The organism is Arthrobacter sp. BL-252-APC-1A (genome assembly GCF_009696625.1).
In the GTDB taxonomy this organism is placed as follows: domain Bacteria; phylum Actinomycetota; class Actinomycetes; order Actinomycetales; family Micrococcaceae; genus Arthrobacter_B.
Genome location: NZ_VULS01000013.1, coordinates 1 through 26,853, shown reverse-complemented (window position 1 = coordinate 26,853; position 26,853 = coordinate 1). Strand labels below are relative to the sequence as shown.

The window sequence follows — 26,853 nt, the reverse complement described above, 5'->3', positions numbered from 1 at the left end:
ACGATGGGGCGGGCGAGAGAGCAGGCAGAAGATGGACATTGAGCAGTCTCAGGCAAAGGCGCAGACCGAAGCTGCTCCCGGCTCGAAGTGGCAGGACCGGATGGACTCGGTCGGCAGGAGCCGCCGTCGAACGGCCCTGGCGATGATTGCCCTCGCCGTGCTCAGCGCCGGACTCTGGTGGGGCTGGTTCGGGTGGGACACCCAGCGGGACATTGATCCGGTAACCGGTTCGTCGTCCGGGCCGTATGAGTGGTGGCAGGTCCGGTCCTGCCTTATTTCCTGGGCGTTCCTCGCCTGGCTCGGCACGGAGGTGCTGAAGCCGTCCGCCGTCATCCTGATCATGCCTGCGGCGTTCACGGCGTCATGGATCCTGAGCGCTGCACTGACGGATGACTCCGGGCTGTGGGCAATCGGTGCGGTGCTGGTCGCCGTCGGGACCCTTGCCGGGAATGCCCTCTTCGTCGGGCTGCTGCATCTCCTGTTCCGGTGGAGAAGGAAGCCCGCCCTTCCGCCTGCCGGGTAAGCGGCCTCCCGAACGAACAGCGCCGGTGCTGCTTCTGCCTGGCGGATGCTGTCCAATGGCCGGCTCTGCCATATGGCCCTGCGGGCCCTGCGCCTGTGTGGCTGAGGCTGTCGAACCGCCGGCCCTGCCAGATGACGGTGCTGCGCCTGTTTGGGGGGGTGCTGCCGAACGGCTGGGGTCGCCAGATGGCCCTGCCAGGAGGCCGTCCCTGCCAAGTGGCCAGCGTTGCGGCGGGTGCTGCAAATGGCCCGGGTGGTTTTCCTGCGCTTTGTGTTTTTCCCTGCCGTTTGGGGACATTCCTGACACGGCGCCGCGCAGGGAAGACCCAAACCGGCAGGGATGTCCCGCAACGGAGGGAATACAGGCCTTCTCAGGTCCCAACATGGCAGGGATGTCCCGCAACGGAGGGAAATATGAGTGGGCCGGTGCCCAAACCGCAGGGGTGTCCCATTTCGCAGGGAAACGGACACGGACTGGCCGGCCGCGGAGGGCAGCCCTCTAGGGCTGGCGCCAAAATCGGCAGGGGTGTCCCGCAGAGGAGGGAAATATGACTGAGCCGGTGCAAAACAGCGGTGATGTCCCGCAGCGCATGAAACAACGACCGACCGCACTGCCGGACCAGGACGCTCGACTTTGGGGATCCGTCTGGTGCCAGACACAACCCGCCGCTACCGTGACGGCATGTCCAGCCGCGGAGCTACCGAACATCGACTGCGAGACCTGGCCGTCCTGCGCCGGGTACGGGACCGGATCGACCGGGAATACGCGCAGCCGCTCAACGTCGACGCGCTCGCACGCGATGCCCACATGTCCTCCGGCCACCTGAGCCGCGAGTTCAAGCGGGCTTTTGGCGAAGCACCCTATTCCTATCTGATGACCCGTCGGATCGAACGGGCCATGGCGCTGCTGCGCCGCGGGGACCTGTCCGTCACCGAGGTGTGTTTCGCCGTCGGCTGTTCCTCGCTTGGTACCTTCAGCACCCGCTTCACCGAACTGGTTGGCGTCCCGCCGAGCACCTATCGTCGCGAGCAGGCGGACGCAACCAAAGGCATTCCGTCCTGCGTGGCAAAAAACGTGTCCAAACCGGTCAGGAATCGAGAAGCGCACGCCGCGGAACGGTAGCTAGCGTTCCCCGTATGAACCTGAACATCCAGAACAGTTTCCTGCCTCAGACCGATCCGGACGAGTCGCTCGCCTTCTACCGTGACGCCTTAGGCTTCGAGGTGCGGAACGACGTCGGCTACGAGGGAATGCGGTGGATCACCGTAGGCCCGCCGGACCAGCCGGAAGTCTCCGTGGTGCTCTATCCGCCGACGGCGGACCCGGCAATAACGGACGAAGAGTCCCGCATGATCGCCGAGATGATGGCCAAGGGGACTTTTGCCACCCTGGTCCTGTCCTCCTCCGACGTCGATGCGGCCTTCGACAGCGTGATGTCCGCCGGCGCCGAGGTGATCCAGGAACCCACCGATCAGCCCTACGGCATCCGCGACTGTGCCTTCCGCGACCCCGCCGGCAACCAGATCCGCATTAACGGCGTCTAGGCACTCACCAGGCCGCCGTCCGCCGGGGCTGCGGCGGCACGGTACGGTCAGGCAGCTGCGCGCTGGGCGGGTCCTTCAGGCACCGCGCTCTGCTGGCCGGCACCCCAGTGCCGGGACCCGTAGGCTGGAGGGGTGCGCAAAGAAACCCTGTGGGAAGCCAAAAAACGCCAGAACCCGGAGCATTCAGCCTGGTACATCGAACGCTTCGAAAAGATGCGCGAAGACGGCGCCGACCTCGCCGGTGAAGCCCGGTTGGTGGACGCGATGCTGCCGCGCGGCGCCCGGATCCTCGACGCCGGATGCGGCCCGGGCCGTGTGGGCGGAGAACTCGCGCGGCGGGGACACGACGTCGTCGGCGTTGATGTTGACCCCGAACTGATTGCCGCCGCGAAGAAGGACTTCCCGGACCTGCCCTGGTTCACCATGGACCTCACCGAGCTGGACCTGCCCGCGCAGGGAATCTCCGCGCCGTTCGACCTGATCGTCAGCGCCGGAAACGTCATGGCGTTCCTGGCTCCGGGCACCGCGCCGGACGCCCTGGAACACATGAAGCAGCATCTGGCGCCAAACGGGCGGATCGTCGTCGGCTTCGGTGCCGGACGCGGCTACGACTTCGGCACGTTCTTCGAAGATGCTTCCTCCGTAGGCCTGACGGTGCAGCAGAAGTTCTCCACGTGGGACCTGCGCCCGTTCGACGTTGAATCCGACTTCCTGGTCGCTGTGCTGGGCCGTCGCTGATCCATAGGCGCCTCCGAGGGTCCGGGACGGCCGTGGAGCTGGAGCCGGCTCATCCTTCGGGGAGTTAACGCTCTTATGAGCCGAACGCCCGCGACCCTCGGGGAGATAACGCTGCTTTGGGTTCGGTCAAGGGACGGTATCTCCCCGAAGGATGGCGCGAGACCCCTCTAAACGACGCCAACTCCCCGAAGGATGGCGCGAGACCCCTCTGAAGCCGGACGATTGCAGCCGGAGATTCCCCGAAGCCTCCGTCCAGCGAAGGCCGGCAGCTAATTCCGAGGTGCCCTGCCACCCGGGAGTCCCCGCAGCGACTGCCTTTTGGGCTCCTTCCCGTCGAGAGGGCAGTTACGGCTCTTTTGCGGCCTCATTAGAGCCGTAAGTGCCCTCTCGATGAGTTGTGGCCGCAGCAGCGGGAGCCGGCGGATCCTCGTCCTTGAGCTGGCGCACCTCGGACTTGAAAATCCGCGGCGACTGGCCGACGCTGCGCGCCAGGCCGGGAAGCTTGGGGGCGCCGAAGAGAAGAATCGCCAGAACGACGATGATGACGATGTGCCAGCCTTCAAGCCTCATGAGCGCCTTTCATAGCGTTGGTCAGGGAAAAAACTGCCGACGGGCCGTGCAGTGCCCGGAACAGGGCCTGGTTCCGGTCCCGCAGGCTGCGCCGGCTGGCCGCTGAGTCCGGGCAGCTCAGCTCGAAGCCGTGGTAGGCGCCGGGATAGACCAGCAGCTCAGTGGACACGCCATCCTGCAGCAGCCGCATGGCGAAGGAAATGTCCTCATCCCGGAACAGGTCCAGTTCACCGGTCTGAATGAGGACCGGCGGCAGGCCGGAAAGATCCGCTGCCAACATGGGCACTGCGTACGGGGACGCGTGGGACGCAGGGGATCCTGCCAGATAGCAGTCCCAGGCGAACTCGCTGTGCGTCCGGTTCCAGGTGGGAATCCCGGCGAACTCCCGGGCTGACCCCGAGGTATGGGTGGGATCCAGCATGGGGTACATCAGGTACAGGAAAGCCAGCGGAGGTCCGGACCGGTCACGGTTCAGCAGCGCCAGCCCGGCAGCCAGTCCACCGCCGGCGCTTGAACCGGCAACCGCCACTCGCTGCGGGTCCACGCCGAGTTCGGCTGCGGAAGCAAACAGCCATTCCAGGCCGGCGAGGGCATCTTCCAAGGGCACGGGAAACGGGTGCTCGGGAGCCAGCCGGTAGTCCACCGCCACCACTACGGCATCGATGCTGGAGCACAGGGAAGCGCAGTACGCCGTTTCCAGCTCAACGCTGCCGGCAATCATTCCGCCGCCATGCAGCCAGTACACCGCCGGATGCGGTCCCGGACCGGCGGGTGTGAAGACCCGAAGGGCCAGCCCGCCGAGGACTGTGTCCCGGATCTGCACGTCCGCAGCATCCACGGCGGCAGGAGGAGGTGCCTGGTTCCGGAAATCCGCCAGTTCCGCCCGGGTTACCGGTGGGGGATAGGTCTCCGAATAAGCCAGCCCGGGCAGCAGCTCGGGGTCCACGCGGTCCCGAAACGGTTTCACGGAAGTCTTCACGGCGCGAGTGCGTCCGCGAACCAACCGGTGATCGTTGCCGGATGGGTAATGGCAGTACCCACAACGACGGCGAACGCTCCGGCATCCAGCGCAGCCCGTCCCTGTGCAGGGGTATGGATGCGGCCTTCGGCGATCAGCGGCAGTCCGAGGTCCAAGGATGCGATTTCGGCGAGCAGCTCCAGATCCGGCCCGTCCGTTTTTGGCCGTTCCCCGGTGTATCCGGCGAGCGTGGTGCCGAGAATGTCCGCACCAGCCTCCGCGGCTGCAACGGCGTCGGCTGCTGATCCGCAGTCGGCCATCACCAGCGCGGGGGAGCCCTTGTGCACCCCAGTGATGGTTTCCGCCAGGGACAGTCCGTCCGGACGTTCCCGCCGGGTGCCGTCCAGCGCCACGATGTGTGCGCCCGCTCCCGCGCAGGCCAGGGCGTGGTGCAGGGTGGGAGTGATGAAGACGCCGTCGTGCCCGTCCTTCCACAGCCCGATCACCGGAACTTCGACGGCGGAACGCACCCGGGCGATATCGCTGAGGCCCTGCACCCGCACAGCTGCGGCGCCGCCGATCACAGCGGACTGGGCCACCTGCGCAGTAGTGCGCGGATCCCGCATCGGTTCGCCGGGGTAGGCCTGGCAGGAAACGATCAGGGAGCTGCGGAGGGTTTCGAGATTAAGCATGGGAGCCTTCGGTAGCGGGGATCAGCGTCAGGGCACGGCGGGCGGCGCCGCGGATGGCTGCGGTCTCGCCAAGCTGCGCGGGAACGATCTTTAGGCCGGACAGTGGAGGCAGCAGCTCCGCGCGGGCCTGGTTTTCCATGGCGTCCCACCAGAGCGGACCGGCAAAGGCCAAGCCGCCGCCCACCACCACGATGTGCGGATCCAGGACGTTGGCCAGCCCGCCGATCGCAGAACCGGCCGCCGCTGCACCGCGGCGCAGTGCCTCTGCGGCGACAGGGTCGCCGTCGGCCGCCAGGGCATAGACGCCGCGGGTGTCCGCGGCCGTGCTGCCGCCCAGCCGGGTGTAGAGGGCATGGATCCCCGGGCCGGACGCGACAGCCTCCACGTGCCCGGCGCCGCCGCAGCTGCAGGGCAGCGGCTGCCCAGACTCGACGGCGAACGGCGAGGCGAGGTGCCCCGTGTGCCCGGCCGCGAAGGACGCGCCTTCCAGCGGCTGGCCGTCCAGCACGTAACTGCCGCCAACGCCGGTGCCCATGCCCATAAACAGGACACTCGGAACACCGGCACCGGCGCCGAGCCAACTCTCGCCCAGGGCGTGGGCGTGGACGTCATTCAGAACCGTGGCGGGCAGGCCGGTGCGTACGGTGAGCTCGGCAGCCAGGGCTGTCCCGGCCCAGCCCCGGATTGAATCCGTGGCGGAGAGCACGACGCCGCGGGCTGAGTCGATCACGCCGGCGGAGCCGACGCCCAGGGCATCCACGTGCAGGCCGCGGCTCTCCGCCTCGGCCTGCAGCGAAGCCACCAGCCCGGCGGCAGCCTGCAGGACCTTGCCCGCACCGGCCTGCGACGGCGTCGGTACCGCGGAGGAGAACAGCACGTTCCCGGCGCCGTCGACAATTCCGCCGGCAGTCTTGGTGCCGCCCAGATCGATCCCGATGACGTGGCGCATGGGACTCAGAGCAGTCCGCTGCGTTCGAGGATGGTGCGGATCGCTGCGGTCTCGGCCTCGTTCAGGGCCGCCATCGGAGCGGACATAACGTTCGTTTCGATGACACCGAGCAGCATCAAGGCGGTCTTGAACGCTCCCAGGCCAGCCGCGCCGGGGGAGACCCGTCCCGGAGTGGGGGTATAGACAATGTCGAAGAGGCCTGCCAACCGGTCCTGCACGCGTGCCGCTTCGGCATAGTTGCCCGCCTGCGCGGCAGAGTAGAGCGCTGCGTAACCGGCCGGGTCCACGTTGCCCAGACCAGGAACCACACCGGCTGCGCCGCCAAGCAGCGCGCCGTCCACTACTACTTCGTGGCCGGTGAAGACGGCGAAGTCCGGCAGGCCGCGGGTTGCCAGCAGCAGCTGGCGGAAAGATACGTCATCACCGGAGGAGTCCTTCACGCCGGCCAGCACACCGTCCTGCGCCAGCTGCACCAGCAGCGGCAGCGGCAGCTTGTAGTGGGTGCGGACGGGAACGTCGTAGGCGAACAGCGGCACGTCGAAGGCAGCGTGCAGGGAACGGAAATGGGTCTCGGTCTCGGCGGCATCGGAGATGGCGTAGAACTGCGACGTCGCCACGATGGCGTCCGCTCCCAGGCCAATCAGGCGGCGGCCTTCCTCGATGGTGCGGGCCGTGGTCTGTTCGCAGGCACCGGCGATCACGGGGACTTCACCGGCGTTGACGCCGGCCACTGTGCGGATGACCGTGTCGCGTTCCTCGTTGGTGAGGTAGGGGACCTCACCGGAGGAACCGAGGATAAAAAGCCCCGTGACGCCGCCGTCGAGCAGGTATTTGGTCAGCTTCTCCAGCGACGCCGTGTCAACGGCGCCGTCCGCCGTGCGGGGCGTGACGACCGGCGGGATGACGCCGTGGAAGCTGGGCTTGGATGCGTGTGACAAGTGGTTCTCCAGTGCTTGGTTCTAGTTCTAGACGTGCAAAAGGCTGGGAGCCGCGCCGAGCAGGCTCTTGGTGTAGTCATCGGCGGGCCGGTCAAAGACTTCTGCTGCCGGTCCCTCCTCGACGATGCGCCCGTAGTACATGACGCAGATCCGGTCGGAGACGTAGCGGACGGTCTGGATGTCATGCGAGATGAAGACCATCCCCAGGTTCAGTTCCCGTTTCAGGTCCGAAAGCAGGTTCAGGACCTGTGCGCGGACGGAAACGTCCAGGGCGGACGTCGGTTCATCAGCGACGATCACCGAGGGGCCCAACGCCAGGGCCCGCGCGATGGCCACACGCTGGCGCTGGCCGCCGGAAACCTGGTGCGGGGTAACTTCGGCGGCGGACTGCGGCAGCCCGACCAAGCTCAGCAGCTCCTTGACCCGTGCCAGCCGGGAGGCCTGGGTGCCGATTCCGTGGACCTGCAGCGGGTCGGTGAGGATGTCCTGGATGGTCATGCGCGGGTTCAGCGCAGTGGCCGGGTCCTGGAAGACGACGCCGACGGCGCGGCCGAAGGTCTTCTTCGAAGAGGAGGCCCGCGTGCTGACCTTCTGGCCGTTGAACAGTACTTCACCTGCCGTGGGCTCCTGCAGGCCCACCAGCACGGAGGCCAGGGTGGACTTGCCGCAGCCGGATTCACCCACGATGCCCACGGTTTCCCCGCGGCGCACGGTGAAGTCCACCCCGTCCACGGCCTTGACGATGTTCGGGCGGAACAGCGAGCCGGTGCGGGCCCGGTGATGGACCTTGATGCCCTTCAGCTCCAGGACGGGGGCGGTGCTGTTTTCCGTGCTCATGCTTCCTGCCTTGTGCTTGTGCCGGATTCCACCAGGTCCTGTGAACCGGCGGTTTCGTGGCTGGCCCAGTAGTGCGTGCTGTCCCCAACCTGGACGAATTCAAGGACCTGGTTCGGATCGGCGTCGGGCCGCAGGGAACGTTCAGCGAACCGGTCGCCCGCCGCGAAATCCCGGGGCGAGGGAACAGTGCCCTGGATCTGGTGCAGGCGTTCGGCGCCGGCCTCGATGGAGAGCACCGCACCGAGCAGGCCGCGGGTGTATTCGTGCCGGGGGTCCTGCAGCAGGTCCGAGACGTCGCCGGATTCAACCACCTGCCCGGCGTACATCACCGTGACGCGGTGCGCCAGGGACGCCACCAGCGCCAGGTCGTGGCTGACGAACACCATGGCGAAGCCAAGCTGCTCACGCAGTTCGTTCAGCAGGTCCACCACCTGTTTCTGCACGGTCACATCCAGCGCTGTTGTCGGTTCATCCGCCACCACGATCTTCGGCGAACGGGAGAGCGCCATGGCAATGAGCACGCGCTGGCGCTGGCCGCCGGAGAGCTCATGCGGGTAGCTCTTGAGCGTGCGGTCCGGGTCCAGCTTCACCAGTTCCAGCAGTTCGCGGGGGCTCTTGCGGCCGCCGCGGCGGGTGAGCTGGGCCATCTGGTCCTTGATGAGCATGGACGGGTTCAGGGAGCTGAGGGCGTCCTGGTAGACCATGGCGATCTGCTCGCCGCGCAGGCCCTTGTAGAGCCGGTCGCGTTCCTTCGGAACGTTGGTAAGCAGCTCCTTGCCGTTGAACCGGATGGAACCGCTGAGCTGCGCGGTGCGGGGGAGCAGGCCCATGATGGCAAGCGACGTGATGGACTTGCCGCAGCCGGATTCGCCGACCAGGCCCATGGTCTCGCCTTCGCGGACGGTGAAGCTGACCCGGTCCACAATGGCGGTGTCGCCGTAGCGTTCCGGGAAACGGATGGAGAGGTCCTTCACTTCCAGGATTACCGGCGCATCCGCTGCCACGGCGGGCAGGCGGTCCGTGCGGGAAGCCTCGACGGCGGCAAGCCGGTCCAGCTCCACGGCGAGGGCTTCGAGCGAGCCGGGTTTGTGGACGTTCGCGCCCACGGAAGGTGCACCGGCGCCGGCATCCGGAGTGGCGCCGTCGTGCTCCGTCAGCGAGGTGCCGGCAGCATCCAGTGCGGAAGGCTGGGCAGCGGTGGCGACGGCGCCGACGGCGGCCGGAGCGTGCGTGCGCGGCTTGCGGCTCCGCGGGTTCACCATGGCGTCGGTCAGGCCTTCGGCCAGGATATTCAGCGCCAGGACGGTCAGCAGGATGGTGATGCCGCCGAAAGTGGTGGGCCACCAGGCGCCGCTGAAGACCACGTTGCGGCCGTCGGCCATGACGTTGCCCCAGGAGGCTGCGGGCTGCTGCACGCCTGCACCCAGGAACGAGAGCGACGCTTCCAGGATGATCGCGTCGGCGACCATCACGGTGGCGAAGACCAGCACCGGGGCGGCGCAGTTGCGGGCAATGTGCTTGAGCAGGATGTAGGTGCGGCCGGCGCCGATCACGCGTTCGGCACGGACGTAGTCCTCGCCGTACTGGGCGAGCACGTTGGCGCGGACCACGCGGGCCAGCTGCGGCGTGTAGACAATGGCGATCGCCAGGATCAGCACCGGAACGGTGGAGCCGAACAGGTTCAGCGAGTGGTCCCGCAGCGCGAACAGCAGGGCAGCTGCCAGTGCGATGCCGGGGAAGGCCATCAGAATGTCCAGGATGCGCATCACCGTCTCGCTGACGGCTTTGCGGGAGGTCGCGGCGATGGCACCCAGGATCGAGCCGAGGACCAGGGCCAGGGCAACGGCGCCAAGGCCGATCGCGATTGAAACGCGGGCGCCGTAAAGCAGGCGGGAGAACACGTCATAGCTGGACCCGTCGGTGCCGAAGAGGTGTTCGCCGCCGGGAGCGAGTACGGGTGCGCTGGATTCGTTCTCCCCGAAGGGAGCGAAGAACGGCCCGACGATGGCCACCAGGACTATGAAGCCCAGGAAACCCAGGGCGAGTTTGGAGCTGAGGTTCAATGCGGTGAAGCGGGCACCGGTGCTGCTGAGCCGCTCGGCCAGTGAGTTGCGCATGGTTACACCGTCCGGATTCGGGGGTTGATGGCCAGGTAGAGCAGGTCAACCACGATGTTGACCAGGACAAAGGCGACCGCGATGGTCAGGACCGCGCCCTGTACCAGGTTGGTGTCCGACGTCGTCAGGCCCACCACGATCAGGTCGCCCATGCCGTTGAGGCTGAAGATCTTTTCAATGACGACGGCGCCGCCCAGCAGATAGCCCACACGGAGGCCCAGCACGGTGACGGGAGTGACGAGGGCGTTGCGCAGCACGTTGCGGGCAACCACGGTGCGGTAGGGCACGCCGTTGCCAATGGCGGTGCGGACGTAGTCGCGGTCCAGTTCCTCCACCATGGAGGTGCGGACCACCCGGATCAGCGACGCGGAAATCGGAATGCCCAGTGCCAGGGCGGGCAGAGCCATGGAGTAGAGCCAGCCGACGAAGCCGTACTGGTCTGCCCAGGCGAGGCCGCCGGTGGGGAAGATCGAGCCTTCGGGAAGGGCAAACCACTGGATCAGCAGGATGGCCAGCCAGAAGGAGGGGGTGGCGATTGCTGCGATGGAGAAGATGCGGATGGCCTGGTCCGGCCAGCGGTCGCGGTACAGGGCGGCGGTGATGCCGAGGCTGAGTGCCAGGACGACGGCCAGCAGGATGCCCAGGAAGGTCAGCTGCAGGGTGACGGGGAAGGCCGAGGCGATCTTGGTGGCCACGGATTCTTCCGGTGGGTTGGTGACGCCGAAGTCTAGGCGGATCACGCCGCCCAGGTAGCGGAAGAACTGGACCACCAGGGATTCGTTGAGCCCGCGTTCCTCACGCCAGGCATCCTTGGCCTCTTCGCTGGCATTCTCCCCGAGGACAGCGGTGGCGCGGTCAGCGGGGATCACGGACAGCACTACGAAGACCATGACCGTAACGCCCAAGAGCATAATCGGCAGGACTGCGAGCCGGCGCCCCAGGAGGCGGATAAACATTGTCACTCAGGAACTCCAATGTGCGGGAAAGAGCCGGCGGGGTGCCTGGGGGGAGGCACCCCGCCGCGGGTGGTGCTTAGTGCCGGAGGTTTACTTGCGGCCGACGCCGACGAAGGAGACGCCGGTGGTGGGCAGCGGCGCGAAGCCGTCCAATGCATTGGTGTCCCAGGCAGTGGGCAGCTTGCGGTGGAGCAGCGGGTACAGCGGAACCTCTTCGGAGACAATGTCCACCACGGAGGAATGGATGGCCTTGGCTTCTTCCGGATCCAGCTTCACGGCCTCGTCCAGCTTCGCCTGTACGTCGGCGTATTCCGGAGTGGTGTTCCAGCCGGCACGGTTCTCCATCCAGGTGGCGCCGCGGTAGAACCAGCTGAGCAGGATGTCACCGTCGTTGCCGAAGACGGACGGGTCGCCGGGGGCGCAGAGCACGTCGAAGTTCTTGCCACCCACCTTTTCCGGTGCGTAGACGGCTGCGGACTGGAGGATCTCAAGGGTGGTGCTCACTCCGATGGCGTCCCAGTATTCCTTGATCAGCGGCACCACACGGGTGACCCAGCCGGTGTCGGTGGAGGTCAGGGTGATGGTCAGGTCCTGGACGCCGGCTTCCTGCAGCAGCGACTTGGCCTTGGCGGCGTCGTACCCGTAGACCCCGGCTGCTTCGCTGTAGGACGGGTGGCCCTTCTGGAAGTAGGACGTGGCGGCAGTGGCGTTGCCCAGCAGCGCCTTGGTGATCACGGCTTCGGTGTCGACTGCGTAGTGCAGGGCCTGCCGGACGCGCTTGTCGGTGAACTTGGCGCAGTTGAACATCAGGAACAGCAGGCCGAAGGACTGGACGGATTCCACCTCAACCTTGGTGGCCAGCTGGTCCACGTCCAGGTAGGGAACATCCTCGATGGCCTGGGTGCGGGAAGGGACGGAGGCCACGCGGGCGGCCGGGTCGGCCAGCAGCAGCCAGGTCATGTCCGCGACGCGGGCCGGGTACTTGCCGTTGTAGTCGTCGAACTTCTTGAAGACGATGCGGTCTTCCTTGACGGCGGAGACCAGGCTGTACGGTCCGGAGCCGACCGGCTTCAGGTCGAAGCCTTCAGGATCTGCGGTGACGACGGCCTTCGGCACAACTTTGATGACTGAGATGCGTGAGCTGAAGCCGGGGAACGGGTACTTCAGCTTGAACTGGACGGTTGAGTCGTCCTTTGCACTGACAGAATCGATGAAGGGGATGAAGCCGGCGAAAAGCGACTGGTTCGCCGGATCCAGGACGCGCTCGTAGGAGAAGACGACGTCTTCGGTGGTGACCGGATCGCCGTTGTGGAACTTCGCGCCGTCGCGGAGCTTCACTTCCCAGGTGGTGTCATCGACCTGGGTGGGTTCGGCGGCGGCCAGCGCCAGGAACGGTTCCCGGGTTGCCGGATGCAGTTCGGTCAGGCCTTCGAAGATGTGCAGGTTTGCTGCCTGCGGAGTGGCTCCGGTGGAGATCATCGGGTCGAAGCCCGTCGAGAGTTGGTAAGAGATGCCGGCCTCGATGGAGCCCGTACCCTCGGCTGCGGCAGCGCTGCCGGCCGGGGCGGGACTTCCGCCGGGGCTGCAGGCCGAAATAGAGCCTGCGAAAGCTGCGGCGGCACCCATGACGCCTGCCAGCTTGAGGAAGTTGCGGCGGCTTGAGTCGTTCAGCAGGCCGCTGGTGTCAAGAGAATTATTCATCTGTTGCCTCGCCATCCATGTCACTTATCGGACGTAGGATGTCCGATGCTTGTTCCGAGAACTGTAAGGTTCCTCACATAAGAACGTCAAGCGATCTCAAGACACTCTTTTTGTAACTCTGTCCTAAAGATAGGACATCCTATAACCTGTGGTGCTATCGGCTAAGTTTTATTCCATAGCCCATCGAATTGCCGTCCCAGGAGGACTTATGAGCCTGCCCCATGCTTCACTGCCGCCGGCGCGGTTCAGTGCCCAGAACCGTTCGCGGGCCCTGCAGGCTGAAATCATGGAACTCATCCTGGAGCGCGACCTCAAGGCGGGAGACGCCCTTCCCACCGAGGCGGAGCTGGCCGCGGCACTGGGGATCGGCAGGAACACGCTGCGTGAAGCGCTGAAGGTCCTGCAGGCCCTCGGTGTAGTGGAGATCCGGCACGGTTTTGGGATGTTCGTGGCTCCGGCCAATTTCGATGCGCTGGCGGACGGCCTGACCTTCCGGGGGCGGCTCTCGCTTCGGCACGAGGGCAAGGAAGCGCTCCAGCTGGTGGACGTGCGGCAGGCATTGGAAGCCGGCCTCATCGGCGAAGCCATGGACCTCTGGACTCCTGAGCACCTGGCGGAGATTGAAGCTACGGTCCAGGAGATGGAAGCCGCGGCCGCCGATGGAAACACCTTCACCGAGGTGGATGAGCGCTTCCACTACCAGCTCTTCGAACCCCTGGGCAACGAACTGCTTTCAAACCTGATGTCTGTCTTCTGGCAGGTCTACCGCAAGATCCATCTGGAGCTCGGCGGAGACCCGCTGGTCAACCTGGAGGAGAACGCCGCCGTGCACCGGGGAATCCTGGAAGCCGTCAAGGCGGGGGACAAGGAACTCGCTTCTGAACGGCTCCGCCGGCACTTTGACGGTATTCGTGGCCAGCTCGCGAAGCTGCGTGACGCGTGAGCGCCGGAACCATGGACCATCCCGCTGCTCCGCTGCTGCAGATCCTGGACCAGGCAGAAATCGGGTCCGCCGCTGCCCGGCTAGTGCTGGATGCGCTCTCCGCCCGGCCTGCGCCCGTGATCGGTGTGGCCACCGGCTCATCGCCGGCGCCCCTTTATGAGGCGCTCGCGGGCACACATGCGGACTACCGTAATGCAGCCTGGTTCGCCCTGGACGAGTACGTCGGCCTGCCGCCCGGTCATCCGGAAAGCTACGCGGAAGTCCTGCGCCGGGAGATTATCGAACCCCTGGGGCTTGATCCGCAGACCGTGCACGTCCCGGATCCGCACCGGGCTGACCTGCAGGCAGCCTGCGATGATTACGAACGGCTGATCGCGGAGGCGGGCGGAATCGACCTTCAGATTCTCGGTATCGGACGCAACGGGCACCTGGCGTTCAACGAACCCGGCGGAGCGCTGGATTCCCGGACCCGGGTTGAAGTCCTCACCGAAGACACCCGGCGTGCCAACCGGCGGTTCTTCGACTCACTCGACAGTGTGCCTACCCGCTGCCTGACCCAGGGGCTGGGCACCATCCTCGAGGCAGGGCAGCTGCTGCTCATCGCCCAGGGCGAAGACAAAGCGCAGGCACTGCACGCGGCGCTGAAGGGTCCCGTGAGCCCGGAGTGCCCGGCATCCGTCCTGCAGCTGCATGGGCGGGTTGCCGTCCTGGCCGACGCTGCCGCCGCCTCCCTCCTCTAGCCAAAGGACCATATATATGACGGCCACGAATCCTGTTCCGGAGTCCGCCGACCGCCCACGCCTGGTGCTTCGCGGTGTGGCAGTTCTCGAGACGCTGCTTCCGGATGCAGCAGTGGTGCTCGACGGCGGTGTGGTCACCTATGCCGGTCCCTCCGCGGATCTGGCACCTGCTCCGGCAGACGACGTCGTGGATCTCGCTCCGGGGCAGGTCATGGTTCCGGGGCTGGTGGACCTGCACTGCCACGGAGCCTACGGCGTCGACTTTTCCCGCGCCGACGCCGCAGCGATCCGCGGTGCAGTTGCCAGGCTGCACGCTGCCGGAAGCACCACGGTGATGGCGAGCCTGGTCACTGATGAACCTGAAGTGCTGCTGCGGCAAGTGGCGCTGCTCGCGGGGCTGGCCGAGGAAGGCCTGGTCGCGGGCATCCACCTGGAAGGCCCCTTCCTGTCCGAAGTCCGCTGCGGGGCGCAGGATCCGCGCTGGCTGCTGGCACCGGACCTGGAACTGGCGGAGGCACTGATCCGGGCCGGGCGCGGCTGGCTGCGCACCATGACCTATGCGCCGGAGCTGCCCGGCGCCGACGCCCTGGTGGAACTGCTTGCCGGGAACGGCGTAACCCCTTCCCTGGGACATACCGCCTGCACGGCCGAGCAGGCCCACGAGTCCTTGGGCAGGGCGCGCCAGCTCCTTGCTGCATCCGGGCAGTCCGGTGCCCGGCCCACGGTCACGCACCTGTTTAACGGAATGGATCCGATGCACCACCGGGCACCCGGGGCTGTTTCGGCCTGCCTGCGCGCTGCTGGGGCGGGCAACGCCGCCGTCGAGCTCATTGCGGACAATACGCATCTGGACCCCTACCTGGTGGCGACCATGTTCGACCTGCTGGGAGCCGGAAACATCGCTCTGGTTACCGATTCGATGGCAGCGGCAGGCCTGGCTGACGGCCAGTACCGGCTGGGTCCGGCTGAAGTCCTGGTCCAGGACGGCGTAGCCCGGCTGACAACCACAGGTTCGATTGCCGGCGGCACTGCGGCAATGGTGGACCTGGTGCGGAACGCCGTGGGCGCAGGAGTTCCCCTGACGGACGCCGTTATCTCTGCCGCCGCCGTGCCAGCGAGAGTACTGGGCCGCGGACAGGGGCTGGGCTCACTGATTCCCGGGGCTTCGGCTGATCTGATCGTGCTGGATGAGGCGCTGGTGCCTGTCCGGGTGATGCGCCGGGGCAGCTGGCTTTCCTAGCCCCGACGGACTTTGGGGCGGTTAGCTGAGCCGCTCGGTGAGCCGGACGGTGACCGTGTCCCCGATGTCCTTGCCCAGTTTTTTGCGCAGCTTGGCGCTGATTGAAAGCATGTGGCCGCCCTGTCCGGTGGGCATAAGGCCGCCGCGCACAGGTTCGTTGTCTACGGTGGCGGCAACCTTCACGGTCTTTCCGGTACCGAAGAACTCAGCAGATCCCGGCATCTCCACGCAGGACCAGACATCGCCTTTGACCTTCACCCCGATGGGGGCAGTGAATGTGTGATCAAGCGGGCCCGGGACTGTCGCCATTCGTATTCTCCTGTTCAGAGCCGGCGTCGCTGCCGGTCCGTTCACCCTATCGGGTTCGGGTGGGGAGAGGAACGGGCACCAAAACGCCAACGGCCCGGCAGCCAGATGCCGTAAGCACCTGCCCGCCGCGCCGCCGTCGTGCGTTTTGCTACTTCTTCGCTGGAACCAGCTCCGGGTGGTGGATGGCAGCGACCTGGGGGTGGGCGCGGAGCCAGCCCTTCAGGACATTGGCGCCGTAGGAAGCCAGCATCGGGTTCTGCGGGTCGTCGGAAATGCCGCGGGACTGGTCCGCGAGGGCCGGAGGCAGCTGCACCGGATCAATGACTGAATCCAGGCGCGGGGACCAGAAGAACGGAATGGCATAGCGGTCGACGCCGGGCGGCGGGGCCTGCACACGGTGAATGGTCGCGGAGAGGTAGCCCTGGGTGGCGACTTCCAGCATCTCGCCCAGGTTCACGACCAGCGCACCGGGGATCGGCTCAACCGGAATAAACTCGTCGGATTCGTGCGGCTTGACCTCCAGGCCGCCCACCTCGTCCTGCAGCAGCAGGGTCACAAAACCGTAGTCAGCGTGGGCACCAACACCCTGGGTGCCGGCTTCCTTCACGACGCCGCCCACGTAGTGGATGAGCTTGGCCATCCAGGCAGGGGTGCCCTCGAACGGTTCGGTGAAGTGGTCCTCCGGCAGCTCCAGCGAAACGGAGATGGCGGCGAGCAGTTCGGCGCCGACCTCGCTCATCAGCTCGGCCCACTCCATGGAGGTCTCGCGCAGTTCCGGCAGCACCGTGTCCGGGAAGAGGTTGGGTCCCTGCACCAGCCAGTACGGCTGGTCTGCGGGGTAGTCCGCCACGGGCTCGCGCTCCGGACCGAAGTCGACCTGCTCGCGGGCGTCGGGGCGGCCCTGGGTCAGTTCGGTGCCAAGCCGGGTGTAGCCGCGGAAGTGCGGCGACTTGCGGTTATCCAGCTCAAGGCGGTCCTCAAGCGGGAGGTCGAAGAAGCGCTTGGTGACATCGAAAAGGTCCTTGACGCGTTCCTCGCCTGCACCGTAGCCCACCAGCTGGAAGAACCCGATCTTGTGGGTCGCTTCGCGGAGCTTGTCGATGAATTCGGTGTTGAAGGTGCCGTCCGCGTTGCGGGCCGTGCTGAGGTCCAGGACAGGAATCGATGTGGGGTTATCGCTCATTCCGGAAACGTAGCACCGGGGCCTGTCAACTGGGAACCAAATGTTACGCAACATGGCGTCATTCAGCTCTGACCTGCGGCTTTGATGTGTTGCGCGTGGGGCGTGGCGTAACAAACACGGTTTAAGGACGCTCCGGTCCTGGAACGGCGGGTGCTTTGCCCGCCTGTTCCCGGTTCTCCTCGGCCATCCTCAGGGGGTTGCGCCTGCGCCTAGACCACGGCCGAGTCGTCCGAAGCCTCCCCAGCCGCCATCTGCGTCCACCGGCGCAGGAAAGCCTCGCCGGCGTCGTCGTGAATTCGTTCTCCGGCGGTGAGTACCGGATACGGTTTGGCGGGCACACCGTCAGCCGGACGCACGTCCACATGCGCGACGTCGTAGCCCAGGGCATGCAGTTCATCAGCCATTGCGTAGTCGGTGCGTGAGTCGCCGACCGTCCGCCATGTCCGCGGGACAGCAGTACCGTCGGCCTCCAGCAGTGCCAGCGCCCGCCGGGCGCCAAGGTCCTTGCCAACGCCGAGGGCCTCGATGTCCGTGGAGATGATGGTGGGGTCGATCCGGTAGTCGACGGAATCGTCGGAGTTCGGCGCGTGGTGGTCCAGCCGGCACACACCCATGTCGAACTCAGACATCAGCGCCAGGGCATCGGCGTCGAACTCTTTCTGCTCCGCCAGGTAGTCCGCGTTGGCAACGTCCACGTTCTGCTCCACCGAGACCATGGACCGCTTCGTCTCGTCGAAGAACATGTGCCCGGTGTACTTCCGGGCCACCAGCTCCCGAATGGCGGCAGCGTAGGGTTCCGGCAATGCCAGCTCCTCATCCACGCTCACCTCGCCCTGGCCGGTTCCGTTGAAGGAGAACCAGACGCCGCCCTTTTCGCAGATGGCATGCACCTGGACGCCGGAGGGAAGGCCGGCGGCGATCATCGGCTCCATGACCTGCTTGCGGATGAAGTCATCCGATCGGCCGGTATTGAACACCACCGGCCACCCTGCGGAGGCAAGCGAAACGAGGTGGCTAATCACGGCAGGGGAGACCGAACGGGTAACCGGCGATGCGACCGGACCGTCGACGTCGAGCAGGAGTCCAAAACGTGCAGAAGTCATGCTTAAGTATCCCCGGACCTGCGCACATGCCGTATTCGGCCCCGATCGGCGTAATCCTGCGGGTGCTGGCGGGGCGTCCTGTTTCCTTGGGTGCGGAACTTCTCTACTCTGGATTAGTGATCTTCAAAGCTGTTGGCGACGAGCGCCCCTACCCCGACCATGGATACGTAACTCCCAAGGACTGGGCAGCGGTACCTCCCCGGCAGGTCCGGCTGGACGAGCTGGTGACCACTAAGGCCACCCTGGATCTCGGTGCTTTGCTGGCCGAGGATTCGACCTTCTTTGGAGACCTTTTTCCGCACGTAGTGCAATGGAGGGGCACCATGTACCTGGAAGACGGACTGCACCGGGCAGTCAGGACGGCACTGCATCAGCGCACCATCCTGCACGCCCGTGTGCTGGTGATCGATGACTAACGAGCCCCTTCGAGGGCAGCGCAAGGGAGCTCAGGAAGAGGGCGACCCCACGGAGTGGCACGGCCACCGAATTGTCACCGAGCAGGATCTGGGTGCCGTTTTTGACGATGACGAAAGCACCGAGGCCGCAGAGGAGCGCGCACGCCGCAAGCGCACGCTGCACACGGTAGTGCTCGGCCTGCTGATCGCCGTGCTTATTGGAGCCGCAGTGGTCGCGCAGGGAATCACGGCAGGCTGGATCGCACTGCCCCGCGCGGAACCCCGCCCGGCAGTGGAATCAGGATGTCCCGCAGGCCCCTACACGTACCAGCCACCGGAGTCCGTCACGGTAAACGTCTACAACACGACGGCGACTCCCGGGCTCGCCGGGCAGGTTGCCGAGGCACTGAAGACCCGCGGCTTTGCGATAGGCGTAGTGGGCAACAGCACCGTGAACCGGGAAGGAATGACGGCCATCATTCTCTCCGGACCGGAAGGCGAACCCGGGGCCTTCACCATCCAGCAGCAGATCCCGGACACCCAGTACATCCAGGACGACAGGGAGGATGCCTCAGTGGACGTTGTCCTCGGCTCCGGCTACAGCGACCTGATTCCGCTTGAAACAGCGCAGGCCGCAGCTCCCGGTCCGATCACCTGCCCCTGGAAGAGTGAAGGAGCGGACGCAGGCTAGCAGCCGCTGCCGTCCACGGCGCAGGCTCCGCCTTCCGGTACTACGGGCTGAAGCGGCCGGTGCCCGTCCTCCCAAGCCTGTGTCAGGGCCTGCAGGAACAGGTCTTCAGGCTGGGCGCCGGAAAGGCCGAACTTCCTGTCCAGGACAAAGAACGGCACGCCGGTGACTCCCAAGGCACGCGCCTCGGCAATGTCAGCGTTCACGGAATCGGTGTAGTCGGTGCCGGAGAGGGCTTCGCGCACTGCTTCCGGCTCCAGCCCGGCATCAGCACCGATGCCGGCCAGCACCGCCTTGTCCGAGATGTCCAGGCCCTTTTCGAAGTGCGCCGAGAGCAGCGCTTCCTTCACGGCAGCAGCGGCTTCGGGGCCGCGCGTGTCACGTGCAAGGTGGATCAGCCGGTGCGCGGTAAACGTGTTTGCGACCTTCAGCTCATCAAAGCGGTAGCTCAGCCCTACGCCGGCGGCCTGCTCGGTGACATGCTGCAGCATCCCGGAAACCTGCGCGGGATCCATTCCCTTGACCTTGCTCAGGTACTCGACCTCCGAGCCTTTGAAACGCTCGGGCAGGGTGGGATCAAGCTGGTAGCTGCGCCAGCGGACTTCCACCTCCGGGGCATGCTCGAAACGGGACAGGGCAGCCTCAAAGCGCCGCTTGCCAATAAAACACCAGGGGCATCCGATATCGGACCAGATTTCTACCAGCACACTGTCGGCAACTACGGGACGAACCTGATCTATTCCCGGCACCATTCCCTGCCCCGGTTTCCTGTGGCATGATCCCGGCATGAAAATTCGCAGGCAGGTACTCGCCATAGACGCACCGGACCTCAACGTGGAGAGCACGTTCTGGGCTTCAATGCTCGGCGGAACGATTGTTGAAACAGACTACGACTGGCACAGCATCCGGGTGGACGGCGAGAAAGTCCTCGCCATCCAGCTGGCACCGGACCACATCAGGCCGCAGTGGCCGGACGGACAGCCGCAGCAGATGCATCTGGATCTCTACGTTGAGGACCTGGACTCAGCCCACGCCGAAGCCCTGGTTCTGGGAGCGGAGCTGCTGCAGGCAGCCCCGGACACGACTGTCCCCAACGGCTTCCAGGTGTACGCAGATCCCGCCGGCCATCCGTTCTGCCTCTGCTGGGGCGAAGGCTAGCGCTGCTCCGCCGCGTCCGTCGCCGGGGCGTCCGCCGCGTCCGCGACCGGGGCGCCGGGCCGGGCAGCGGCGTCGTACTCCGTGCCCGTCTCATCAGCCAGCTCTGCGCGCTGCCGGCCGGTGCCGCGGACCCAGATCCGGTAGGCGGCAAAGAGGAAGCCGATCCACACAACCCCCACGATCAGGGCGACACGGGTGTCCGGCATGATGCCCAGCAGCACCACAATGAAGACCATGAAGGCCAGCGCGGCGTAGGAGGCAACCGGCCAGAACGGCACGCCGAACTCCGAGGCCGGCAGGGAATTGCGCTTGATCTCACGCTTCATGGCGATGTGGGACAGCAGGATCATCAGCCACACCCAAACGGTGGCGAACGTGGCGATCGAGGCGATCAGCAGGAACAGGGATTCAGGCAGCACGGCGTTGAGCACCACGCCAACCAGCAGGACGGCAGCCATGACAGCCACGGTCATCCACGGCACGCCCCGGCGGGAAATCCGGGCGAATCCGGCCGGGGCCTGGCCCTGCCGGGCGAGGGAGAACATCATGCGCCCGGCCCCGAAGGTGTCCGAGTTGATGGCTGAGAGAGCGGCGGTAATCACGACGGCGTTGAGGATGTGCGCGGCGGCCGGGATGCCGAGTGAATCGAAGATCTGCACAAACGGGCTGGTTTCCCCGTCGATCTGCTCCCACGGGAAGATCATCATCAGCACAGCGAGGGCGCCGATGTAGAAGAGCAGGATCCGTACCGGAACGGTGTTCACGGCAGCGGGGATGGCCTTCTTCGGGTTCTCCGCCTCACCAGCGGTGATGCCGATGGTTTCAATGCCGCCGAACGCAAACATCACTACGGAGAAGGACGCCAGCAGGCCCCAGAACCCGTTGGCGAAGAAGCCGCCGGAGCCCAGCAGCGTGTCCAGCCCCGGATTGGCGGCATCCTCCAGCCCAAATCCGAAGACGATGATTGCTGCCCCGCCGGCAATCATGGCGATGATCGCTGCCACCTTGATGATGGAGAGCCAGAACTCGGTCTCCCCGAACACCTTCACCCGCATGAGGTTCAGGGCTGCAATCAGGAGCACGACGGCGAGAATCCAGATCCAGCGCGGGACGTCCGGGAACCAGAAGCCCATGTAGATGCCAAACGCCGTGACGTCGGCGATGGCAACGATGGCCATCTCGAAGGCGAACGTCCAACCTGTGATGAACCCGGCGAACGGGCCGAGGTACCGGCTGGCGTACTGGCCGAAGGAGCCAGACACAGGATGCCGCACGGCCATTTCGCCCAGCGCACGCATTACCAGGAAGACCGCTGCTCCGCCGATGATGTAGGCAAGGAGCACGGCGGGACCGGCTGCCTGGATGGCGGCAGCGGATCCGTAAAACAGGCCCGTGCCGATGGCCGAGCCGAGTGCCATAAAGCGGATGTGCCGGACGTTGAGTCCGCGGGCCAGCGCTTGGCCGAAGGAAGACATGGAGAAACACCTTGAACTGGGGGATTAGCCGCAGCGGCGGCCTATCAATGCTACGCCTCCCAACTTGTTCCATGCTGTGAGCTGGACCCGTACTGCCGTGGCATCGGCCACAGATGATCCGGTTTAAAGCGATAAGCGGGACCGGACGCTTTCGCGTCCGGCCCCGCTCTCGATGACTAACTGCCTAGGCAGCCGCAGCCGGTTCCCGGGATTCGTGCAGGAACCGGGCGTAGGCCGGAACGGTAAGGAAGGTCGGGAACTGCTCGCCGCAGGCCACTTCCTCGAACAGCTCCAGGGCGTCCTCGAAACGGTCGCCGTCGAAGCGCTCCAGCTTGGCGAACTCGTCGTCCATGAGCTCCTGCACCCAGTGCTGGGTCACAATCTCGCCCTCGTCGGTCACGGCGGAGGAGTGGATCCACTGCCAGACCTGCGAACGGGAGATCTCCGCAGTGGCGGCGTCTTCCATCAGGTTGTTGATGGCAGCTGCGCCGTTGCCGCGGAGCCAGGACTCGATGTAGCGGATTCCCACCTCGATGTTGCTGCGGATGCCGGCTTCGGTGATCACGCCCGGGGTGGCTGCAACGTTGAGCAGCTCCTTGTCGTTCGGGATCACGTCCTCGCGGGAACGGTCCAGCTGGTTGGGACGGTCGCCCAGTACGCCGTCGAACACCTCCATGGCCACCGGCACCAGGTCCGGATGGGCAACCCAGGAACCGTCGAACCCGTCGTTGGCTTCACGGGTCTTGTCTGCGTGCACCCGCTCCATCGCGACGTCGTTCGCTGCCTTGTCCCGGCGGTTGGGGATGAAGGCGGCCATACCGCCGATTGCGTGGGCTCCGCGGCGGTGGCAGGCCCGAACCAGCTGCTCGGTGTAGGAGCGCATAAACGGAGCGGTCATGGTCACCATTGAACGGTCCGGGAGGATGAAGCGCGGACCGCGGGTGCGGAAGTTCTTGATCACCGAGAAGATGTAGTCCCAGCGGCCGGCGTTCAGGCCTGCAGCGTGGTCCCGCAGTTCGTAGAGGATCTCTTCCATCTCGAAGGCTGCGGTGATGGTTTCGATCAGCACGGTGGCGCGGATGGTGCCCTGCGGGATGCCGAGCAGGTCCTGGGCCAGGATGAAGATGTCATTCCACAGCCGGGCCTCGAGGTGGTTCTCGATCTTCGGCAGGTAGAAGTACGGGCCGCGGCCTTCAGCGATCAGCCGGTGCGCGTTGTGGAAGAAGTAGAGGCCGAAGTCCACGATTCCGCCGGCAATCGGGGTGTTGTTTACCAGCATGTGCTTTTCCGGCAGGTGCCAGCCGCGGGGCCGGACCACAATGGTGGGCAGGTCGGTGAGCGTGGTGCCGTTGATCTTGTATTCCTTGCCCTCGGGCGAGGTGAAGCCAAGCCTGTTGTTCAGGGCATCACGCAGGTTCAGCTGCCCGTTGATCACGTTGGACCACGACGGCGTGGAGGAGTCCTCCATGTCCGCCAGCCACACCTTGGCACCGGAGTTCAGGGCGTTGATGGTCATCTTCCGGTCCACGGGGCCGGTGATCTCCACGCGGCGGTCTTCCAGGCCCGGAGCGGTGGGAGCCACCTTCCAGGAGTCGTCTTCGCGGATGTGGCGCGTCTCCGGCAGGAACGAGGGGTCAGCGCCGTTGGAGATCTTCTGCCGCCGGGCCTGGCGCTGCTGGAGAAGCTCCTGACGGCGGGTGTGGGTGGCCTGGTGCAGCGCCTTGACGAAGTCCAGGGCCTGCGGGGTGAGGATCTCCTCCTGCCGGCGGACCGGCGAAGCGGTGAGGGAAATACCGTTCAGGGTGATGGGATCGTTCATGGCGTGCTCCTTGGCGTGTTTCAAGAATTTGGGTTTCCCGCCCGCCCATCGAGATAACAGAAAGTGCTCTTTTCGAGGCCCTAACGGGCAGTTTCTGCTATCTCGATGGGGCGGGGAGAGTGGTGCTGGTTAGTGGAACTGGGCGGTTTCGGTGGAGCCGGCCAGTGCCAGGGTGCTGCCCTCAGGGTTCAGGGCGGTGGCAATTGCGTCGAAGTAGCCGGTGCCGACTTCGCGCTGGTGACGGGTAGCGGTGTAGCCGCGGTCTTCGGCGCCGAACTCGCGCTCCTGCAGTTCCACGTAGGCGCTCATGCCGGACCGGGCGTAGCCGTGGGCCAGGTCGAACATGGAGTAGTTCAGGGCGTGGAAGCCGGCGAGGGTGATGAACTGGAACTTGAAGCCCATGGCACCGAGTTCGCGCTGGAACTTGGCGATGGTGTCATCGTCCAGGTGCTTCTTCCAGTTGAACGACGGCGAGCAGTTGTAGGCCAGCATCTGGTCCGGGAATTCCGAACGGACAGCTTCGGAGAACTTGCGGGCCATTTCCAGGTCCGGGGTGCCGGTCTCCATCCAGATGAGGTCGGAGTACGGTGCGTAGGCCTTGGCCCGGGCGATGCAGGGCTCAATGCCGTTGCGGACCTTGTAGAAGCCTTCAGCGGTGCGCTCGCCCGTGATGAACTCCTGGTCCCGCTCGTCGACGTCGGACGTGATCAGGGTTGCTGCCTCGGCGTCGGTGCGGGCGATCACCACGGTGGGTGTGTCTGCGACGTCGGCTGCCAGACGGGCAGCGTTAAGGGTGCGGATGTGCTGGCTGGTGGGGATCAGCACCTTGCCGCCGAGGTGGCCGCACTTCTTCTCCGAGGCGAGCTGGTCCTCCCAGTGAACGCCCGAGGCGCCGGCCTGGATCATGGACTTCATCAGTTCGTAGGCGTTCAGCGGGCCGCCGAAGCCGGCTTCGGCGTCGGCCACGATCGGCACCAGGTAGTCATCCACGGACTGGATGCCTTCGGCGAACTCGATCTGGTCTGCGCGGAGCAGGGCGTTGTTGATGCGGCGGACGACGGTGGGAACCGAGTTGGCCGGGTAGAGCGACTGGTCCGGGTAGGTGTGGCCGGAATTGTTGGCGTCAGCGGCAACCTGCCAGCCGGAGAGGTAGATGGCCTTCAGCCCGGCCTTGACCTGCTGCACGGCTTGGTTGCCAGTCAGGGCACCCAGTGTGTTCGTGTACCCCTCATCGCCGGCGTTGCGCAGCTGGTCCCACAGCTTCTCGGCACCGCGGCGGGCCAGGCTGTGCTCCTCCTGGACGCGGCCACGGAGCTTGACGACGTCTTCGGCAGTGTAATCGCGCTCGATGCCGTCCCAGCGGGGATCGGTGGCCCAATCCTGGGCGAGCTGCTCTGCGGTGCGTGCTGTCTGTTCGTGGCTGGGTACCTGCGTCATTGCCTTACGTCTCCTAGGTTGCGATGCGTTGCCGGCGGTGCGTGGATCCGGCATTTCCTTGCTGTGCAATCAACACTCGGGCAAAAACAACCCCCTTTCTAGAGGTTTTCTATGGAAAGAAACGCAGTTCTTCGCTTATTGTGAATTTGTGACCAGCGCAACATGGAACCGGCCCATTTCAACCGGCAAAGCGAACGACGACGGCGCTGCTGACTCCACGCTCGACGTCATCTCCCTGGGCCGCCGGGTACGCCACCTGCGCAAGGGCAAAGGCATGACACTCGATGACCTGGGCGCCGCCGTCGGGACCGTGGCATCACAGCTCTCGCTGATCGAAAACGGCAAGCGTGAGCCGAAACTTGGCCTGCTGCAGTCCCTGGCCAAGGCGCTGGACGTGAGTATCGACCAGCTGCTCGGCTCGGAGCCGCCCAGCCGGCGCGCGGCACTTGAAATCGAGCTGGAACGTGCCCAGCGCGGACCGCTGTACCAGTCCCTGGGCCTTCCGAAGGTTCGCATTTCTTCGCGTTTGCCCCTGGACGTGCTCGAATCACTGGTGGGTCTGCAGGCGGAACTGGAACGCCGCCTGAACGAACAGGTAGCAACGCCGGAGGAAGCCCGCCGCGCCAACGGCGAGCTCCGGGCGATGATGCGGGAGCGGAACAACTACTTCCCGGAGTACGAACAGGCGGCACAGAAGGTCCTGGATTCGGTGGGGCATACCAACGGTCCGCTGTCCCAGCACGTTATTGCTGACATTGCCGCGCACCTGGGCTTTAGCCTGCACCACGTCTCGGACCTGCCGCACTCCACCCGTTCCGTCACCGACCTGAAGAACAAACGGATCTACCTGACCCAGTCCCAGCGCTCCGAGCATGATCCGCGCTCAGTACTCCTGCAGGCTCTGGGGCACTACGTCCTGGACCACCAGACACCGCGAAGCTACGGGGAGTTCCTCAGCCAGCGCGTGGCCACCAACTACTTCGCCGCAGCCCTGCTGCTGCCGGAGAAGGCGACGGTCGAGTTCCTGCAGCGGGCCAAGGCAGCCAAGGAAATCGCCGTCGAGGATATCCGTGACGCGTTTGCGGTCTCCTACGAAACAGCCGCGCACCGCTTCACCAACCTGGCCACTGAACACCTGGGCATCCACACCCATTTCCAGAAGGTCCACGAGAGCGGCATTGTCTACAAGGCCTACGAAAACGACGGCGTGACGTTCCCTTCCGACCACACCGGCGCGATCGAGGGCCAGCCGATCTGCCGGTACTGGACCAGCCGTGAGGTGTTCTCGGTGCCGGACAAATTCAGTGCCTACAACCAGTACACCGACACTCCGGCGGGCACGTTCTGGTGCACCGCCCGGACCGAGCGGAGTTCCGGCGGACTGTTCTCGCTGAGCATCGGCGTTCCATACGCCCATGTGAAGTGGTTCCGCGGGCGGGACACCACCGAGCGGTCCAAGTCACGCTGCCCGGACCCGGACTGCTGCCGCACGCCGCCGTCGGAGCTGGCCACTGAATGGTCGGGCATGGCCTGGCCGAGTGCCCGCGCGCACTCGCACCTGCTGGCCGCCCTGCCGCCGGGCGCATTCCCCGGCGTTGATGAGACCGAGGTCTACAGCTTCCTGCAGGCGCACTCCGGGGACTGACGCGGTTCGCCCATGTCACCCATCGAGAGGCCAGTTACGGCTCGTTTCACGCGGCTAAGTCAAGTGGGGGGTGCAACGCTGGGGGGTTAGGCTGCCGGTTGCAGCAGCATGTTCAGCCGGTTGGCTGGGGTATCCATGTCCAGGGTTGGTCTGGGTCTGCGGTTGAGCTTTGCGGCGATGCGGTCCAGATCGTTC

At 65.6% G+C, this 26,853-nt stretch carries 27 protein-coding genes; 11 read left to right on the top strand and 16 right to left on the bottom strand.

Annotated features, from left to right (window positions below; translation table 11 throughout):
- The first annotated feature begins 31 nt into the window (after positions 1–31).
- The 4 genes from FYJ28_RS15860 to FYJ28_RS15845 all read left to right on the top strand — a co-directional run bounded on the left by FYJ28_RS15860 (position 32) and on the right by FYJ28_RS15845 (position 2,805).
- Positions 32–523, top strand: a complete 492-nt coding sequence (locus FYJ28_RS15860) for a hypothetical protein (RefSeq protein WP_055240695.1) — start codon at positions 32–34, stop codon at positions 521–523.
- A 681-nt stretch (positions 524–1,204) separates the two neighbouring features.
- Positions 1,205–1,645 (top strand): helix-turn-helix transcriptional regulator, encoded by a 441-nt coding sequence (locus tag FYJ28_RS15855; RefSeq protein ID WP_154580035.1) that lies wholly within the window; start codon positions 1,205–1,207, stop codon positions 1,643–1,645.
- A 14-nt stretch (positions 1,646–1,659) separates the two neighbouring features.
- A complete protein-coding gene (locus FYJ28_RS15850) occupies positions 1,660–2,067 on the top strand; it encodes a VOC family protein (protein WP_154580004.1) in 408 nt (135 codons plus the stop codon).
- Between the two features lie 132 nt (positions 2,068–2,199).
- Positions 2,200–2,805: a class I SAM-dependent methyltransferase gene (locus FYJ28_RS15845; protein WP_326831768.1), complete on the top strand. Its 606-nt coding sequence runs from the start codon at positions 2,200–2,202 to the stop codon at positions 2,803–2,805.
- Positions 2,806–3,150: 345 nt separating this feature from the next.
- On the opposite strand, the gene tatA is transcribed toward FYJ28_RS15845, so the two are convergent.
- From tatA to FYJ28_RS15800, 9 genes are all read right to left on the bottom strand, one after another.
- Positions 3,151–3,375: a Sec-independent protein translocase subunit TatA gene (gene tatA, locus FYJ28_RS15840; protein WP_154580003.1), complete on the bottom strand. Its 225-nt coding sequence runs from the start codon at positions 3,373–3,375 to the stop codon at positions 3,151–3,153.
- Positions 3,365–4,354 (bottom strand): alpha/beta hydrolase, encoded by a 990-nt coding sequence (locus FYJ28_RS15835; protein ID WP_195840705.1) that lies wholly within the window; start codon positions 4,352–4,354, stop codon positions 3,365–3,367. Before FYJ28_RS15835 ends, tatA begins: the two co-directional genes overlap by 11 nt.
- The gene (locus FYJ28_RS15830; protein ID WP_154580001.1) at positions 4,351–5,025 is read right to left on the bottom strand and encodes an N-acetylmannosamine-6-phosphate 2-epimerase; all 675 of its coding nucleotides are present in this window, start codon (positions 5,023–5,025) and stop codon (positions 4,351–4,353) included. The genes FYJ28_RS15835 and FYJ28_RS15830 overlap by 4 nt, the downstream gene beginning before the upstream one ends.
- The gene (locus tag FYJ28_RS15825; protein ID WP_154580000.1) at positions 5,018–5,974 is read right to left on the bottom strand and encodes an ROK family protein; all 957 of its coding nucleotides are present in this window, start codon (positions 5,972–5,974) and stop codon (positions 5,018–5,020) included. Before FYJ28_RS15825 ends, FYJ28_RS15830 begins: the two co-directional genes overlap by 8 nt.
- Positions 5,975–5,979: 5 nt before the next feature.
- Positions 5,980–6,912, bottom strand: coding sequence for a dihydrodipicolinate synthase family protein (locus FYJ28_RS15820; protein ID WP_154579999.1), 933 nt, complete (start codon positions 6,910–6,912; stop codon positions 5,980–5,982).
- Between the two features lie 27 nt (positions 6,913–6,939).
- Positions 6,940–7,749, bottom strand: coding sequence for an ATP-binding cassette domain-containing protein (locus FYJ28_RS15815; RefSeq protein ID WP_154579998.1), 810 nt, complete (start codon positions 7,747–7,749; stop codon positions 6,940–6,942).
- Positions 7,746–9,866 carry a dipeptide/oligopeptide/nickel ABC transporter permease/ATP-binding protein gene (locus FYJ28_RS15810; RefSeq protein WP_154579997.1) on the bottom strand — a complete coding sequence of 707 codons (2,121 nt, stop codon included), beginning with the start codon at positions 9,864–9,866 and terminating at the stop codon, positions 7,746–7,748. Before FYJ28_RS15810 ends, FYJ28_RS15815 begins: the two co-directional genes overlap by 4 nt.
- A gap of 2 nt (positions 9,867–9,868) precedes the next feature.
- Positions 9,869–10,828 carry an ABC transporter permease gene (locus FYJ28_RS15805; RefSeq protein WP_326831767.1) on the bottom strand — a complete coding sequence of 320 codons (960 nt, stop codon included), beginning with the start codon at positions 10,826–10,828 and terminating at the stop codon, positions 9,869–9,871.
- Positions 10,829–10,912: 84 nt separating this feature from the next.
- A complete protein-coding gene (locus FYJ28_RS15800) occupies positions 10,913–12,523 on the bottom strand; it encodes an ABC transporter substrate-binding protein (protein WP_229780517.1) in 1,611 nt (536 codons plus the stop codon).
- A gap of 208 nt (positions 12,524–12,731) precedes the next feature.
- On the opposite strand from FYJ28_RS15800, the gene FYJ28_RS15795 reads away from it, so the two are divergent.
- Genes FYJ28_RS15795 through FYJ28_RS15785 form a run of 3 tightly spaced genes read left to right on the top strand, consistent with a single transcriptional unit; the run spans position 12,732 to position 15,446 of the window.
- The gene (locus tag FYJ28_RS15795; RefSeq protein ID WP_154579995.1) at positions 12,732–13,466 is read left to right on the top strand and encodes a FadR/GntR family transcriptional regulator; all 735 of its coding nucleotides are present in this window, start codon (positions 12,732–12,734) and stop codon (positions 13,464–13,466) included.
- Between the two features lie 11 nt (positions 13,467–13,477).
- The gene (locus FYJ28_RS15790) at positions 13,478–14,206 is read left to right on the top strand and encodes a glucosamine-6-phosphate deaminase (protein ID WP_154580032.1); all 729 of its coding nucleotides are present in this window, start codon (positions 13,478–13,480) and stop codon (positions 14,204–14,206) included.
- Positions 14,207–14,222: 16 nt separating this feature from the next.
- Entirely contained in the window at positions 14,223–15,446 is a 1,224-nt protein-coding gene (locus FYJ28_RS15785; protein ID WP_154579994.1) for an N-acetylglucosamine-6-phosphate deacetylase, read from the top strand.
- Between the two features lie 21 nt (positions 15,447–15,467).
- Here the strand turns inward: FYJ28_RS15785 and FYJ28_RS15780 are convergent, their stop codons facing one another.
- The 3 genes from FYJ28_RS15780 to FYJ28_RS15770 all read right to left on the bottom strand — a co-directional run bounded on the left by FYJ28_RS15780 (position 15,468) and on the right by FYJ28_RS15770 (position 18,041).
- Positions 15,468–15,755 (bottom strand): DUF1905 domain-containing protein, encoded by a 288-nt coding sequence (locus FYJ28_RS15780; RefSeq protein WP_055243146.1) that lies wholly within the window; start codon positions 15,753–15,755, stop codon positions 15,468–15,470.
- A 148-nt stretch (positions 15,756–15,903) separates the two neighbouring features.
- The gene (locus tag FYJ28_RS15775) at positions 15,904–16,938 is read right to left on the bottom strand and encodes an isopenicillin N synthase family dioxygenase (RefSeq protein ID WP_154579993.1); all 1,035 of its coding nucleotides are present in this window, start codon (positions 16,936–16,938) and stop codon (positions 15,904–15,906) included.
- Positions 16,939–17,147: 209 nt separating this feature from the next.
- Entirely contained in the window at positions 17,148–18,041 is an 894-nt protein-coding gene (locus FYJ28_RS15770) for a hypothetical protein (protein ID WP_154579992.1), read from the bottom strand.
- 116 nt (positions 18,042–18,157) lie between these two features.
- On the opposite strand from FYJ28_RS15770, the gene FYJ28_RS15765 reads away from it, so the two are divergent.
- The gene (locus tag FYJ28_RS15765) at positions 18,158–18,457 is read left to right on the top strand and encodes a type II toxin-antitoxin system VapB family antitoxin (protein WP_055239850.1); all 300 of its coding nucleotides are present in this window, start codon (positions 18,158–18,160) and stop codon (positions 18,455–18,457) included.
- Entirely contained in the window at positions 18,450–19,127 is a 678-nt protein-coding gene (locus tag FYJ28_RS15760; protein ID WP_154579991.1) for a LytR C-terminal domain-containing protein, read from the top strand. The genes FYJ28_RS15765 and FYJ28_RS15760 overlap by 8 nt, the downstream gene beginning before the upstream one ends.
- On the opposite strand, the gene FYJ28_RS15755 is transcribed toward FYJ28_RS15760, so the two are convergent.
- Positions 19,124–19,876 (bottom strand): DsbA family oxidoreductase, encoded by a 753-nt coding sequence (locus FYJ28_RS15755; RefSeq protein ID WP_154579990.1) that lies wholly within the window; start codon positions 19,874–19,876, stop codon positions 19,124–19,126. The genes FYJ28_RS15760 and FYJ28_RS15755 overlap by 4 nt on opposite strands.
- Positions 19,877–19,910: 34 nt before the next feature.
- On the opposite strand from FYJ28_RS15755, the gene FYJ28_RS15750 reads away from it, so the two are divergent.
- Entirely contained in the window at positions 19,911–20,282 is a 372-nt protein-coding gene (locus FYJ28_RS15750) for a VOC family protein (RefSeq protein ID WP_154579989.1), read from the top strand.
- Here FYJ28_RS15750 and FYJ28_RS15745 read toward each other — a convergent pair.
- The 3 genes from FYJ28_RS15745 to aceA form a co-directional block, all read right to left on the bottom strand.
- The gene (locus tag FYJ28_RS15745; protein WP_154579988.1) at positions 20,279–21,757 is read right to left on the bottom strand and encodes an amino acid permease; all 1,479 of its coding nucleotides are present in this window, start codon (positions 21,755–21,757) and stop codon (positions 20,279–20,281) included. The two genes, FYJ28_RS15750 and FYJ28_RS15745, sit on opposite strands and share 4 nt — an antisense overlap.
- A gap of 184 nt (positions 21,758–21,941) precedes the next feature.
- Complete coding sequence (gene aceB, locus FYJ28_RS15740; protein ID WP_154579987.1) at positions 21,942–23,576, bottom strand: malate synthase A; 1,635 nt, start codon at positions 23,574–23,576, stop codon at positions 21,942–21,944.
- 129 nt (positions 23,577–23,705) lie between these two features.
- Positions 23,706–25,013: an isocitrate lyase gene (gene aceA, locus FYJ28_RS15735; protein WP_154579986.1), complete on the bottom strand. Its 1,308-nt coding sequence runs from the start codon at positions 25,011–25,013 to the stop codon at positions 23,706–23,708.
- A 148-nt stretch (positions 25,014–25,161) separates the two neighbouring features.
- On the opposite strand from aceA, the gene FYJ28_RS15730 reads away from it, so the two are divergent.
- A complete protein-coding gene (locus tag FYJ28_RS15730; RefSeq protein WP_442778594.1) occupies positions 25,162–26,658 on the top strand; it encodes a helix-turn-helix domain-containing protein in 1,497 nt (498 codons plus the stop codon).
- Positions 26,659–26,853: the final 195 nt, after the last annotated feature.

What these genes read in the sequence shown, in the direction of transcription:
- FYJ28_RS15860 (WP_055240695.1), top strand. Translation starts at nt 32, where the DNA reads ATGGACATTGAGCAGTCTCAGGCAAAGGCGCAGACCGAAGCTGCTCCC.
- FYJ28_RS15855 (WP_154580035.1), top strand. Translation starts at nt 1,205, where the DNA reads ATGTCCAGCCGCGGAGCTACCGAACATCGACTGCGAGACCTGGCCGTC.
- FYJ28_RS15850 (WP_154580004.1), top strand. Translation starts at nt 1,660, where the DNA reads ATGAACCTGAACATCCAGAACAGTTTCCTGCCTCAGACCGATCCGGAC.
- tatA (WP_154580003.1), bottom strand. Translation starts at nt 3,375, where the DNA reads ATGAGGCTTGAAGGCTGGCACATCGTCATCATCGTCGTTCTGGCGATT.
- FYJ28_RS15830 (WP_154580001.1), bottom strand. Translation starts at nt 5,025, where the DNA reads ATGCTTAATCTCGAAACCCTCCGCAGCTCCCTGATCGTTTCCTGCCAG.
- FYJ28_RS15825 (WP_154580000.1), bottom strand. Translation starts at nt 5,974, where the DNA reads ATGCGCCACGTCATCGGGATCGATCTGGGCGGCACCAAGACTGCCGGC.
- FYJ28_RS15815 (WP_154579998.1), bottom strand. Translation starts at nt 7,749, where the DNA reads ATGAGCACGGAAAACAGCACCGCCCCCGTCCTGGAGCTGAAGGGCATC.
- FYJ28_RS15810 (WP_154579997.1), bottom strand. Translation starts at nt 9,866, where the DNA reads ATGCGCAACTCACTGGCCGAGCGGCTCAGCAGCACCGGTGCCCGCTTC.
- FYJ28_RS15800 (WP_229780517.1), bottom strand. Translation starts at nt 12,523, where the DNA reads ATGAATAATTCTCTTGACACCAGCGGCCTGCTGAACGACTCAAGCCGC.
- FYJ28_RS15795 (WP_154579995.1), top strand. Translation starts at nt 12,732, where the DNA reads ATGAGCCTGCCCCATGCTTCACTGCCGCCGGCGCGGTTCAGTGCCCAG.
- FYJ28_RS15790 (WP_154580032.1), top strand. Translation starts at nt 13,478, where the DNA reads ATGGACCATCCCGCTGCTCCGCTGCTGCAGATCCTGGACCAGGCAGAA.
- FYJ28_RS15785 (WP_154579994.1), top strand. Translation starts at nt 14,223, where the DNA reads ATGACGGCCACGAATCCTGTTCCGGAGTCCGCCGACCGCCCACGCCTG.
- FYJ28_RS15780 (WP_055243146.1), bottom strand. Translation starts at nt 15,755, where the DNA reads ATGGCGACAGTCCCGGGCCCGCTTGATCACACATTCACTGCCCCCATC.
- FYJ28_RS15775 (WP_154579993.1), bottom strand. Translation starts at nt 16,938, where the DNA reads ATGAGCGATAACCCCACATCGATTCCTGTCCTGGACCTCAGCACGGCC.
- FYJ28_RS15770 (WP_154579992.1), bottom strand. Translation starts at nt 18,041, where the DNA reads ATGACTTCTGCACGTTTTGGACTCCTGCTCGACGTCGACGGTCCGGTC.
- FYJ28_RS15760 (WP_154579991.1), top strand. Translation starts at nt 18,450, where the DNA reads ATGACTAACGAGCCCCTTCGAGGGCAGCGCAAGGGAGCTCAGGAAGAG.
- FYJ28_RS15755 (WP_154579990.1), bottom strand. Translation starts at nt 19,876, where the DNA reads ATGGTGCCGGGAATAGATCAGGTTCGTCCCGTAGTTGCCGACAGTGTG.
- FYJ28_RS15750 (WP_154579989.1), top strand. Translation starts at nt 19,911, where the DNA reads ATGAAAATTCGCAGGCAGGTACTCGCCATAGACGCACCGGACCTCAAC.
- FYJ28_RS15745 (WP_154579988.1), bottom strand. Translation starts at nt 21,757, where the DNA reads ATGTCTTCCTTCGGCCAAGCGCTGGCCCGCGGACTCAACGTCCGGCAC.
- aceB (WP_154579987.1), bottom strand. Translation starts at nt 23,576, where the DNA reads ATGAACGATCCCATCACCCTGAACGGTATTTCCCTCACCGCTTCGCCG.
- aceA (WP_154579986.1), bottom strand. Translation starts at nt 25,013, where the DNA reads ATGACGCAGGTACCCAGCCACGAACAGACAGCACGCACCGCAGAGCAG.